At 32.6% G+C, this 12,628-nt stretch carries 14 protein-coding genes and 1 pseudogene; 2 read left to right on the forward strand and 13 right to left on the reverse strand.

Going from position 1 to position 12,628, the window contains the following annotated elements:
• Positions 1–141: 141 nt before the first annotated feature.
• The 8 genes from ABEY15_RS15395 to ABEY15_RS15430 all read right to left on the reverse strand — a co-directional run bounded on the left by ABEY15_RS15395 (position 142) and on the right by ABEY15_RS15430 (position 8,509).
• The gene (locus tag ABEY15_RS15395; RefSeq protein WP_429891040.1) at positions 142–1,764 is read right to left on the reverse strand and encodes a long-chain-fatty-acid--CoA ligase; all 1,623 of its coding nucleotides are present in this window, start codon (positions 1,762–1,764) and stop codon (positions 142–144) included.
• Between the two features lie 60 nt (positions 1,765–1,824).
• Positions 1,825–2,577 (reverse strand): SDR family NAD(P)-dependent oxidoreductase, encoded by a 753-nt coding sequence (locus ABEY15_RS15400; protein WP_429891041.1) that lies wholly within the window; start codon positions 2,575–2,577, stop codon positions 1,825–1,827.
• Positions 2,578–2,608: 31 nt separating this feature from the next.
• Positions 2,609–3,847, reverse strand: coding sequence for an acyl-CoA dehydrogenase (locus tag ABEY15_RS15405; RefSeq protein ID WP_429891042.1), 1,239 nt, complete (start codon positions 3,845–3,847; stop codon positions 2,609–2,611).
• A 62-nt stretch (positions 3,848–3,909) separates the two neighbouring features.
• Entirely contained in the window at positions 3,910–4,659 is a 750-nt protein-coding gene (locus ABEY15_RS15410) for a 2-phosphosulfolactate phosphatase (protein WP_429891043.1), read from the reverse strand.
• A gap of 36 nt (positions 4,660–4,695) precedes the next feature.
• A complete protein-coding gene (locus tag ABEY15_RS15415; protein WP_429891044.1) occupies positions 4,696–5,469 on the reverse strand; it encodes an SDR family oxidoreductase in 774 nt (257 codons plus the stop codon).
• Between the two features lie 535 nt (positions 5,470–6,004).
• Positions 6,005–7,306, reverse strand: coding sequence for a S1C family serine protease (locus tag ABEY15_RS15420; protein ID WP_429891045.1), 1,302 nt, complete (start codon positions 7,304–7,306; stop codon positions 6,005–6,007).
• 301 nt (positions 7,307–7,607) lie between these two features.
• Positions 7,608–7,925 (reverse strand): helix-turn-helix domain-containing protein, encoded by a 318-nt coding sequence (locus ABEY15_RS15425; protein WP_429891046.1) that lies wholly within the window; start codon positions 7,923–7,925, stop codon positions 7,608–7,610.
• Positions 7,926–8,026: 101 nt separating this feature from the next.
• Positions 8,027–8,509 (reverse strand): Lrp/AsnC family transcriptional regulator, encoded by a 483-nt coding sequence (locus tag ABEY15_RS15430; protein WP_429891047.1) that lies wholly within the window; start codon positions 8,507–8,509, stop codon positions 8,027–8,029.
• Positions 8,510–8,740: 231 nt separating this feature from the next.
• On the opposite strand from ABEY15_RS15430, the gene ABEY15_RS15435 reads away from it, so the two are divergent.
• Positions 8,741–9,664, forward strand: a complete 924-nt coding sequence (locus ABEY15_RS15435) for a DMT family transporter (RefSeq protein WP_429891048.1) — start codon at positions 8,741–8,743, stop codon at positions 9,662–9,664.
• Between the two features lie 131 nt (positions 9,665–9,795).
• On the opposite strand, the pseudogene ABEY15_RS15440 reads toward ABEY15_RS15435, so the two are convergent.
• From ABEY15_RS15440 to ABEY15_RS15450, 3 genes and pseudogenes are all read right to left on the reverse strand, one after another.
• Positions 9,796–10,068: pseudogene (locus tag ABEY15_RS15440) on the reverse strand (helix-turn-helix domain-containing protein); the annotation flags it as partial.
• Positions 10,069–10,200: 132 nt separating this feature from the next.
• Positions 10,201–10,557, reverse strand: coding sequence for a DUF2500 domain-containing protein (locus ABEY15_RS15445; protein WP_429891049.1), 357 nt, complete (start codon positions 10,555–10,557; stop codon positions 10,201–10,203).
• A 166-nt stretch (positions 10,558–10,723) separates the two neighbouring features.
• Positions 10,724–11,254: a hypothetical protein gene (locus ABEY15_RS15450; RefSeq protein WP_429891050.1), complete on the reverse strand. Its 531-nt coding sequence runs from the start codon at positions 11,252–11,254 to the stop codon at positions 10,724–10,726.
• A gap of 410 nt (positions 11,255–11,664) precedes the next feature.
• On the opposite strand from ABEY15_RS15450, the gene ABEY15_RS15455 reads away from it, so the two are divergent.
• The gene (locus ABEY15_RS15455; RefSeq protein WP_248266081.1) at positions 11,665–11,832 is read left to right on the forward strand and encodes a DUF3934 domain-containing protein; all 168 of its coding nucleotides are present in this window, start codon (positions 11,665–11,667) and stop codon (positions 11,830–11,832) included.
• A gap of 177 nt (positions 11,833–12,009) precedes the next feature.
• Here the strand turns inward: ABEY15_RS15455 and ABEY15_RS15460 are convergent, their stop codons facing one another.
• Both ABEY15_RS15460 and ABEY15_RS15465 read right to left on the reverse strand, forming a co-directional pair.
• The gene (locus ABEY15_RS15460; RefSeq protein ID WP_069032402.1) at positions 12,010–12,210 is read right to left on the reverse strand and encodes a cold-shock protein; all 201 of its coding nucleotides are present in this window, start codon (positions 12,208–12,210) and stop codon (positions 12,010–12,012) included.
• 170 nt (positions 12,211–12,380) lie between these two features.
• On the reverse strand, positions 12,381–12,557 hold the full coding sequence (locus ABEY15_RS15465) for a hypothetical protein (RefSeq protein ID WP_429891051.1): 177 nt from the start codon (positions 12,555–12,557) through the stop codon (positions 12,381–12,383).
• Positions 12,558–12,628: the final 71 nt, after the last annotated feature.

The following is a 12,628-nucleotide window of genomic DNA, read 5'->3' on the forward strand; positions in this document are numbered from 1 at the left end:
AGTACAAGGAAGGTTTTATCATAATCTAATTTTTATATGTTTTAAATAAGTATGTGTGATTGATTTCCACTGCAGGATGCTCGATTTTTCGCGGGGCGTAATGGCAGTATTAAAGAATTTTACCTATACCCTATCTATCCATTACCCTTGATATATAGAGCTTTCCTCTTCTCTAATCGCTCTTCTTAATATTTTGCCAACATTCGTTTTAGGTAGTTCGTTTCGGAATTCGATCAATCGTGGAACTTTATACGTCGCTAAATGATTTTTACAGTATTCCTTCATTTCTTCTAAAGTAAGATGTTTATCATCTTTAAGTACAATCACTGCTTTAACTGTTTCACCTCTATACGAGTCTGGTACACCTATTACAACAGCCTCTTTTACGTAGGGATGTTCATAAATTACTTCTTCAATTTCACGGGGATATACATTAAAGCCACTTGCTATAATCATATCCTTTTTTCGATCTAAAATTGAGACGTAACCATCTTCATCGACGCTCGCAATATCACCAGTATATAACCATCCATCCCTAATTGTAATTGCAGTTTCTTCTGGCAAATTCCAATAACCTTTCATCACTTGAGGACCTTTAATGATTAATTCACCAATTTCCCCTACTGGAACTTCGTCTAATCCGCTAGCTATGTCAACAATTTTTGAATCAGTAGATGGATAAGGGATTCCCACAGTGCCAGGCTTTCTTGCTGCAAATGCAGGATTACTATGAGTCGTTGGGGACGCTTCAGATAATCCATATCCTTCTAAAATAGTAGCACCTGTCTTTGTTTCGAATTGCTTCATTAGTTCTACTGCCATCGGTGCACTGCCACTATTGCAAAGCTTAATTGCATCAATCCCATATTTTTCAGACTCAGGATGATTAATTAATGCAACATACATTGTTGGGACGCCTGGAAATAGCGTAGGTTGTTCATTTTTTATTGTATTTAAAACTTCTTCAATTTCAAAACGAGGTAGGATGATCATTTCGTTTGCCATGAAAACACTTAAATTAATACATACGGTCATTCCATAAACATGGAAAAACGGAATGATAGATAAGACCCGCTCACAACCAGGATTGAATGCGCCTTTAAAAAATTCACCTTGCTGCATTATATTTGCATATAGATTTCGGTGGGTTAGCATTACTCCTTTTGAACGTCCAGTTGTTCCACCTGTATATTGAAGAATTGCCACATCTTCATGAGAATCAATCGTAACTGGCTTTAGTTCTTGATTTCCGCTTTGCAAAAAGCTTCCAAATGTTATTGCTTCGTCATAATTCTCTTCTATACCAGTTAAATTTACTACGATAATTTTCCGTAATTTTGTTTCATCACTTAACGTTTTGACGATCGGGTACAAACTGTTTAATACTACAATTGTTTCAGTTCCTGAGTCATTTAATAATTCTTTTAGCTCTCTTTTAACAGACATTGGATTTACTTGGGTTACGATTCCACCTACAGTTAGAATTCCATAATATGAAATAACATAATGTGGACAATTTGGAAGCATGATTGCTACACGGTCACCTTTTTGAATGCCATTTTTTTGTAAAGCAGAAGCAAATCTCTTTACTGCCGACTGTACTTCTTTATAATTATTTTTTTTACCATAAAATGATAGACAAATATGATTAGGATAATTTTCAACAGTTTCGTTAAACATTTCTGGAATTGATTTTGTCGGAATTGATAGTTCTTTTGCAATATATTCAGGATAGTGAGCTAACCAAACTTTATTTGTTGACATACATAACTCTCCATTTCTGATCATGAATATTGTTTAAAACAACTTTTCAAATCTAATAGATTAGAATATTAATCCTCCACCATCAACTGATAGCGTTGCTCCAGTCACGAACGATGCTTCATCAGAGGCTAAAAATAGTGCAACTGATGCGATTTCATCTGGAGTCCCTATTCTACCAAGAGCATTTGCACGGGATAAAATCGGCCACTTTCTTTCATCATTTTTCCATTCCTTAATAATATTTGTATCAATTATTCCTGGCGCAATTGCATTTACTCGAATATTATATTTTCCGTACTCTAATGCTGCATTTTGCGTTAATAATATTACTCCACCTTTAGAAGCATTGTAAGCACTTACATATTTCCTTCCTTTTAAGCCTAGTAAACTAGCTGTATTAATTATTACACCATTGCCAGATTTTTTAAGCTCAGGAATTGCATATTTTATGCCTAAAAATACACTTTTTAGATTAATATCGATTACTTGATCCCATTCCTCTTCTGCTAAATCTACACTTCTTACTTCGGAGTTTCCAATTCCAGCATTGTTAAACAGAATATCAATTCTACCAAAATATTCAACTGCTCGATTCATCAAATTTTGAATGCTTTTGCTTTCGGCAACATTTGTTTTAACGAAAATAGCTTCTGGATTTTGTTCTTTTATTACACCTAGCGTTTCTTCACCAGTAACTTCATTAATGTCAGCTAGAACAATTTTTGCTCCCTCTTTTGCGAAGCGGATAGCAGTTGCACGCCCGATACCACTGCCTCCGCCTGTAATAACTGCGACTTTATCTTTTAATCTCATTTCGATCCTCTCTCAATCTATTTAATTTGAATTAACTTTTTATTGTAGAGAAGTTTTTTTCTGCAGCATGTTTTTTTAATTCTAATCTTGCTAACTGCGCTCGATGCACTTCATCCGGACCATCAGCTAATCTTAACGTTCTGGCATTTGCCCATTGAGCAGCTAACGTATAATCATCAGATACACCTGCAGCTCCAAAGGCTTGAATAGCGCGGTCAATTACTCGTAAAGCCATTGAAGGAGCGACGACTTTTATCATAGCAATTTCTGCTTTCGCCTCTTTATTACCAACAGTGTCCATCATATATGCGGCCTTTAAGGTTAGTAATCTAGCTTGCTCAATTTCTATTCTTGAATTTGCAATCCATTCTTGAACTACGCCTTGATTTGCAATTTGCTTACCAAATGCTGCACGATTTTGAACACGCTTACACATTTCTTCGAGTGCCCGTTCGGCAGCACCAATCAATCTCATACAATGGTGAATACGACCTGGACCAAGTCTACCTTGTGCAATCGCAAATCCTTTCCCTTCTCCCCATAAAATATTACTTGCAGGAACTTTTACATTTGTAAAGGTAATTTCTGCATGGCCATGCGGTGCATGATCATAACCGAATACTGGTAATACCCTTTCGATTTTTACACCAGGTGTATTTAACGGTACTAGAATCATAGATTGCTGATCATATTTGGATGCATCTGGATTCGTTTTACCCATAAATATTGCAATTTTGCATCTAGGATCCCCTGCCCCTGATGACCACCATTTTCGACCGTTGATAATATAATAATCACCATCTTTCTTGATACTCGCTTCTATATTTGTTGCATCAGAAGAAGCAACCTCAGGCTCGGTCATTGAAAAACATGAGCGAATTTCACCATTTAAAAGTGGTTCTAACCAATTTTCCTTTTGCTCTTTCGTGCCATATCTTTCTAAAACTTCCATATTCCCTGTATCTGGTGCACTACAATTAAACACTTCCGGTCCAATCATAGATCGTCCCATAATTTCGCATAATGGAGCGTATTCTAAATTCGTTAATCCTGCTCCTAGGTCACTTTCCGGTAAAAATAAATTCCATAATCCTTCTTGTTTTGCTTTTTGTTTTAGTTCTTCCATAATCGGAGGAACATTACTCCACCGAGTTTCTTGTGCATTTAGCTGCTGCTCATATATTCGCTCATTAGGATAAACATAAGTTTCCATAAATTTTGTTAATTTTAATTGAAGCTCTTTACTTTTTTGCGAATATAAAAAATCCATTCAATCATCCCTTTCACAACTAGTTTTTGCCTAACAAGTTACAGTGTTTAATTGAACAATATTTAAATAGTTTCCTTTGAAAAATCGACATTAACTACGCTTTTACCATCAGCAAATATTGGTACAACATTAAAAATGCTTTTACAACTAACGAATTTTAATTCCTCTTCAAATCCATAGTGAATTAACATTTTACCAACATTCGATTCCGCTAAAATCTCATTACAATTTTCTTTCAACCCTAAGTATAAATAATGGGCAGATTTAGCTGCATCGGATAAATCGAAAGGACATGAATCATTTACTAAGCAATCAATAAAATAACCTGCTCCATAAAAATCTTCCATATTAAATTGTCCAGAAGATCCCGAACATACTAAAATAACTGACTCATCTTTGTAGGATTGTCTTAAGTGATTTGCAACTGCATTTGCATTCAAAATCGATGCAGCATATACTCTCTTTGCATTTTGAGAATTTTTTAACGCCACTGTTCCATTCGTTGTTGATAATACGATTGACTGATCAGAAACAATTTTCTTTAATGTTAATGGATTAGGAGATAAAAAACCTTCGATAGTATTCCCTTCATATTCCCCTATTAATAAATATTCTTTGTCCAAATTTTTATTTGTGAAAAGAACTGCCTCTTGTCCATTCATTACAGGTATGACCTCTTTAGCACCAAAGGCTAATGCCGCTGTAATTGTTGAAGTAGCAAGCAATACATCAAAAACGACTACTATCTTTTCATCGTTTAGTTTTTGATCATCAATTTCTTCTTTTTTCATTAAAATATGAAGTTTGCCCATTTACAAAACTCCTTTTTGATTATGATGTTTCAAACATTAAACGATCGATGTTCCACCATCAACAACTAGAACAGACCCAGTCACATAATTCGAAGCTGGCGCTGCTAAAAATAAAGCCGCACCTTTTAACTCGTCTTCATTTCCAAATTTCTTAAGTGGTATAGATTCTAATATTTCATCTGTTCCGTGGGAAATAACATCTTTAGACATTTTTGTCGGGAAAAATCCAGGGGCTAATGCATTTACATAAATGCCACTTGGACCCCATTTCGCAGCTAAATCTTTTGTAAAACTGATCACTGCACCTTTACTTGCACTATAACCAACAGCATCCATTACGTTTGGATTCGTTCCCACTAAGCCAGCAATCGAAGCAATATTTATAATTTTTCCAGATTTTTGTGCTAACATGATTTTCCCTACTGCTTGTGACATTAAAAACGTACCGGTTACATTAACATTCATTACTTTATTCCAGGCCTCTAATGGCATTTCTTCAGCAGGTGCTCCCCAAGAAGCACCACTATTGTTTACTAAAATATCAATTCGGCCAAATTTTTCTTTCGCTTCGTCAACTACTCTTTGCACATCCTCTTTGTTTGTTACATCACACTTCAATGCGAAAGATTCTACACCTATACTTTTCAATTCTTCACTAATTTCCTGGCATGCTTCTACATTTCGAGAACAAAGTACAACATTTGCACCTGCTTCAGCGAATCCTTTCGCAATTTGTTCACCAAGACCTCGTCCACCACCAGTTACAATTGCTACTTTACCAGTTAAATCAAATAACTCTTTTACGTGCATTTCAAATCCTCCTAAAATTAGTATTTATTTCATAAAGCCTCTATTTTTGCTCAAAACTTTCGTTTAATTTTAAACAAACGTTAGATACTAACCAGTCGGTATGTTTGTTAATTAGATAATACAAGAAAAATTCTGAATATTCAATATCAAATCTTGTTTAATTTTTTTTGTTACTTTTTATCCATATTCATTTCTACTAAATTATTTGCTTACTATTTTAGTTTTAGTTAGGATACATATTTTGAAATGGCATTTTTTAAAACTACTATTTCTAGGTAAATCTAACAACAAAAAACTTTTGAAATGTTTAAACTAATAAATTATTGACCATCCTTCATTTATACGGCTCCTTTTGTTTGTAGCTCTACAATTGGCTTGGGTAGGATTTTTTATCCCGCTTATTAGTTCCAATTGCAACCTACGATAAGCAAAATGGAGCCGTTTTGTTCATTATGAAAAACTATTTCTATTCGAATATATTTTTCATTATTTATGATGTTTACTTTGCTGGTTGAGGGCAGGATCATACTAAAGTTTAATCGGATTCATTATCGGCTGATGGTGGATTCGTTGTGGTAATTGATTTTGGTTTGCTGTTATACGTGAAAGTGTAAAGAAGAAGTATGAGGATTAGTATACTTGCAACAATATCTTGAATGTAAAAACTCGTTTTGTGATTTGCCCAAAGTATTTTGCTTGAGCCCATTTTTTGTTTCGATTCATGAATGTATCGTTTTACTTCTGGATGGTTCGGATAGATTTGTTGGACTGCTTCAAATTTTGACAGTGCATCTTTGTAATAGCCGGCCCAGTAGAAAGTTAATCCTTCTTTGAACAATTTATCAGTTTGGCTTTTTGTGTCATGAACTTCCGCTTTTTTGACAACTTTTTTCAATGTGTTCACAGGTACAGCAAAATGAAATCCTTGCACTTCCTGGTCATTAACCGTATCTCCTCGGAAGGTGAGTAAGCCAATCAATTGTCCTTTGTTATTGATGATGGGTCCTCCACTATTCCCATGGGTAGAAGCTGCATTGATTTGAAGGACCGGGCTACCTGCTAATGTAGTTTTTGAGATTGCTGAGATTTGCCCTTTATTCATCGTGGGGATAACATAACTATGCATGGATAGCAATTCAGAATCTGCCGCAGCTGGGTAACCAATCACCCAAATATTATCTTGATCTTGAATGGAATCACTGTTTCCAAGGGGAATTGTAGGATAGTTGGAGCCATCGATTTTTAAAAGGGCCATATCTTTTCCATGATCGGTAGGTTGTTGATACCTTTTGACGACTGCGCTAATAGGATCATCTACAGTCGGTAAGTACACGTCGACGCCTTTTTGGAAGATTTCGTAACTAGTATACTGTTTCAAGTACGCATCTGTGTATTTGTGCGTCCAATTATTTTCCGTTGCAACATCATCCACAAGAATTGAAAATGCCTCTGAAACAATATCATGATCAGACAATTGATGAGAATAAACGAGAACATGAGCGTTTGTCACAATATAGCCGTCCGAATTAATGATAGCGCCAGATCCAAAACCGTCCAGTTCAGTTTTATAATCCCATTTCTTCAACACACTCGTTACGCGTTTATCATCTAAAGTAATCGTCCATTTCACAATCGCATAATCAACAATTCGAACAACCGCTGGTTTTGTCGTTTCAGCTAATTGCTGAGGTTTGAGTAGATCAGGTGCAGATGGATTTGTCGAAGTGAGCACAAACGATGTAGCGATTAAGATCGCCAATACAATACAAAATGGAATGGTCACGAATGCCTTTTTTTTCATTCCAAACATCCTTTCATTTGTTTTGCTTACGATCATCTCCCAATCGGAGTACATACACTAAAGCAAAAAAATGAGATAACACCCTTTCTCATATTTACATTATAAAATAAATCATTTTTTCCCCATGGATTCATGCCACAAATAAACTAGATTAGTTATTTTATTTTCTTTATCTTTAATGCAAAAGAAAAAGCCGCATTTATGCAGCTTAAACTCTTTTACTATTGTATGGTAATTAAATATAAAAAAGATTTAATTATTGAAAATTTCTTCGCTAATCAATTATAACTTCTTCCTTTGTAAAAATACGGTAATTGAAAAGTTATTTTTTACAAAATTAAGGGATCGTTATTAAATCTACATTTATTAACCATTTATCGATTGCTGATTTAGGATAGTAAAACTCAGAGCCAATTTTTATATGAGGAAGTTCACTTGAATAACCACCGTCTCCATCATCTAACTCTGTTAGTTTTTGAATTTCTTCTTTACTTAATCCTAAATAATCGACTAATTCCGTCTGTGTTAATAAATGATGCTGCTCAACACTACTCGTTGTAGCTTTTGTTCCCAATCCATTAGAAATCTTCCAACTTCCAATTACAATACATACCCCTAAAAGAAATATTGATATAGCTATAATATAATTTTTCATTTGATCACCTCTGTTGATTTAATTCAACAAGGGCATACATTACCCTTTTTTAATAGATGATTTCATATTAAAACCAAGGGTGTAAGGTTTATAAAATATTATTATTCCTTTTCACATAAAGGCAAAACAGTAGAATTTTTGATTTCTCTTAAAGCTAAACTTGTTTGAATTCTTGTAATTCCGAGTTGATTTAACTTCCTAATAAAATTCTCCAATTCCTTTCGTTCTCTGTTCGCAACTTTTAATAGATAGTCATACTCTCCAGTTAATAAGTGACACTCTAAAACTTGAGGCATAGATTTCAATTCTCTCTCTAACACTTCTAATTTATCGGCTTGATGGATATTTGTATTGATAAAAATAAAACAAAGTAAATCAAATCCTAGCTTTTCTTGATTTAAGATCGCAACTTGCCGATCGATATATCCTTCATTTTCTAATCGTTTAACTCTCGCATGTGTAGCTGGTGGTGACAAATTCACATGTCGAGCTAGTTCCATATTGCTTATTTGGCTTTCCTTTTGTAGCTTATCTAATATTTTAAGATCTACTTCATCTAACACTTTATTTCCTTGATATTCCACAATTATCTACTCCCTTTCAATTATTCGGAAAATGGTTTGGATCCAACAGATAAAATGAATTATATTCTTTAAAATGATACATTAATTTAATATTATTTTGTATTTTTACCATTATACAAAATTTTTAACGGTAAAACAAAGAATTATGTTAAACTATTTAAAAAATAGTAAGAAATCACTGTGTAAAGTCTTTTTTTAAACCTTAAGAACAGTGAACTAGGGGGTTTAGATATGCCAATCTTATATATACTGCTGTTATTATTAACAAGTTTTTTATGGGGAGGAAATTTTGTCGTTGGAAAATCCCTTGTTGGTCATGCTTCTCCCATGACCTTGACGACTTTAAGATGGGGAATTGCAATTATTTTATTATTACCAATAGTATGGTGGAAAGAAAAAAAGATTTTACCACCACGTAAAGCTATTCTTCCACTTTTCATGATGGGAGTTACAGGTGTTGTCCTTTTTAATCTTTTTCAATTTATGGCATTAGAAAAGACATCTGCAATGAATGTTGGGTTAATTTCGACCTTAAATACAATTTCTATTGCTTTATTTTCATCTTTATTTTTAAAAGAGAGAATGAACTTTTTACAAATATTTTCGATGATTATTTCGTTCTTTGGAGTTATTCTTGTGCTTTCAAAAGGAGATATGAATTTACTATTCTCAATGAAATTGAATTTAGGAGATTTATGGATGGTCATTGCTGTATGCATATGGGGGATCTATTCGGTATGTAGTAGATGGGCAACAAGGCTTATATCACCTATGATGTCTACACTATACTCAGGGATATTTGGACTCGTTGTAATCCTCCCTTTTAATCTCACAGATTTTACGCTTGTAAAAATGAATGGCTCATTTATTTTCTCAATTTTATATACTGGGATTATTTCAACTGTCTTATGTATGCTCTTTTGGAATATTGGTGTCCAAAAAATTGGGGCAACTTCAGCAGGTATTTTCCTAAACTTCAATCCAATTTTCACAGCCATTTTAGCGTTTTTCTTATTAAATGAAAAAATGACATGGGTTCAAGGACTTGGGAGCATAATCGTTATACTAGGTAGTTTCTTGTTCACTTACTTTAAAACAAATAGAATGTCTAAAAACAAACGAATTGTAAAGAAAGCAATGAAATCTCCAGCTTAAAGTATTATCAGTTGTACTTTAGTTGAATTAACAAATATTATTAAAGCCTGTATCTACGATTACTTGGTAATCTTAGATACAGGCTTTTTATTTTATTCTTGTTTTCTTAAATGAACAATGATAAATTCTCCTTAATCTAAATAAGACATATACTCATATGCTGTTGTTCCATATACGCTTTTGAAATGTTTATTTAAATGGGTTAAATCTACAAAGTTACATTCCGATACCGCTGAATAAATATCTCTATTTTTTTCGATCAACTGCTTTGCGCGTTCAATCTTACAGTTAAGAAAGTATTGATACGGTGAAATTCCGGTATGAGTCTTAAAGTATCTGATAAACTTGAATTTCGATAAATTAAGTTCATTACATATCTCATCGAGCTTAAGAACATTTTCCAAGAAGTATTTATTAATTTAATAAAATGGCAGCCAATGGCTGCTATTTTTGTTTAACTAAAGTAGCGTTAGTTCAATAGTTGCTATAAAATAATATACCAATGAGGCCAGCTAAAATTAATGAGCACTTTGATCTTATCTGTTTCTAATAAAACCTTGATATCTTGTGCCTTGAAATGTAAGTTCTCCAACATCACCTTCAACAATCATTCCGTATTCAGTATCCTTTACCTCGAATTCTAACCGATCTCCACTTTCTACTTCGAACGTTACAAAATAATTACTATATGAAGAATGTTCCCTACCACCATGTACTGCTGTTCTTTTAGCTATAGCTTTGGCATTTACATTTAATTTTGGTGAGTTATTATTTTTATTCCATTGTGTAACTCCTTTTATGATTGAGAATAAAACAATGGATATAACAATTACAAAAGTAATACCTATGAAAATTGGACCGAACGTAAACATAAAATCTTCGCCTTCAAACATTTTACCCCTCCTTGTATCATTTCCATTTTCATGCTGTTAACTACGATCAAATTTATCAACTAATGCATTGCTTTTTGTTCAACAAGTAATCAAAAGGATAATTATATGGTCTTATAGATATTGAAATAATTTAAATGATATTTAATTGCATTTTTAATTGATTTTCTTATTGATTGTAAAAACCTTCTAAGTAATCATTTCGCTTAAAGAATCTATAAGCTTCTTTATGTTTATTTTTCATTTCTATAAGACTATCATTTAGATGATCGATTGTACTTTTAGAAAATGCTTCATTTCCTTTAGGATCACCGCTACTATAACTCATCAAATCCATTAAATAGGCATCTTTAGATGAATTTGCACAAATAATCCATAATAAAAGCCCCTTATCAGGCGTTTTTTTAAATTTAAAATTCTCTAATACCTCATCTAGTTTCTCGATATCCTCCATCGATTTTTGTTCCAATTCAATTACTTTATTTTTCTCATTTTCATTTTCTAATATTTTTTCTAGCTGATTTAAATCTGATCTTACAATTATTAGTGAAGAATTTATTTTTTCTACTTTAGTTTCATTAGCTTTTGTTATTGGATATGAATTCGATTTAAAATAAATGAAAATTCCCAATCCAATCATAATAATCATTGAAAAAATGACTAATAAATTTCTGACAAATACTTTTTTCGTAGTTTTCATGTTGAAACCTTATCCTCGATTTTTTAATGTTCCTTTAATTGTATCAACTATATAAGTTTTTGTATTTGGGGATTTTGGTCCTTTTTTACAATAAATTTCTAATCTGTCATTTATTTCCATAAAAAAGACTTTATAGCCGATCATATTGATTCAACTAAAGCATGCTACTTAAAAACTATCAAACTAAAAATATAAGATTTACAGACACCCTATTCTCACTCTATCATAGTTCGAATACTCAGATCATTTTATAGGTCAAATATATTTCTCGTTCAATTACAATTAAGATATATATAAATATGCTCTTTTTGAATATATTTATTGCTTTATTCTTGTTTTACTCGCAAGTTAATTGGAAATTACTGAAAAACTGTATGGTACTTAGTGTATAATAGCTATGAGGTGTTTATATGAGTAAAGCTAAAGCTAAGGGCGGTACAGGTAGAGGTACAGATAAGAAGGGTTGGAATAGGTGGCAAGCTAGTGCAAAAAAAGCTAAGAACGCGAAACCATATGTCAGCAAAGGTACTAAGAATAAGGGCAATTCCAAAACAACTAATAATAATTCAAATGGCTAATTATTTTCGATAATTATTTGTTTCTTCATTTCATATGGTCTATAATACTTTAAACCATTTTCTTTACCGAGATCCACTTTAGATTTTACCCTTATTCTTTTTGGAATAGGGGTTTTTAAATTTAAAAGACATAAAAAGAGTCGGATTCTACATTATAGATTCCGACTCTTTTTTCAACTAAGCTTTTTTAACATTAGTTGCTTGTGGTCCTCGTTGACCTTGTTCTACTTCAAACGTTACCGCTTGACCTTCGTCTAATGATTTGAATCCATCAGTTTGAATTGCTGAAAAATGTACGAATACATCATCACCATTTTCACGCTCAATAAATCCAAATCCTTTTTCTGCATTAAACCATTTTACTTTACCATGTTCCATTTTTGTAACCTCCCAGTGTGGCTTACACACATTGTAATAGCCTAATTTTAACAATATAGTTATGAATTATCAAATTTCCATCAAAAAAAATAAATTAACTGAGTAATATGGCTAATTTAAAGTCGATTACTTTATAACTAACTCTTGCTATATTGTATAAGAGAGTCTCTCTATTTTTTCTCCAAATTACTTATTCTTTGCTCTAATTCCTTAATTTTTTTATTTGAAATAAACAAATTATTTGCTGCAAATAATCTTACTTTTTTAATAATCATAATCACAATAAATACTACTCCAATTAGAATTATCAATTGTAGTAATGTAATGATTAAACTAAAATTATCCATTAGGCACACTCCTTTTCAAACTCAATCTAGATTGAAACTACCTTCAACATAAGTAAATTAAATCCTTTAAT

It is taken from the genome of Gottfriedia acidiceleris (assembly GCF_050457485.1).
Lineage (GTDB): Bacteria > Bacillota > Bacilli > Bacillales > Bacillaceae_G > Gottfriedia > Gottfriedia acidiceleris_D.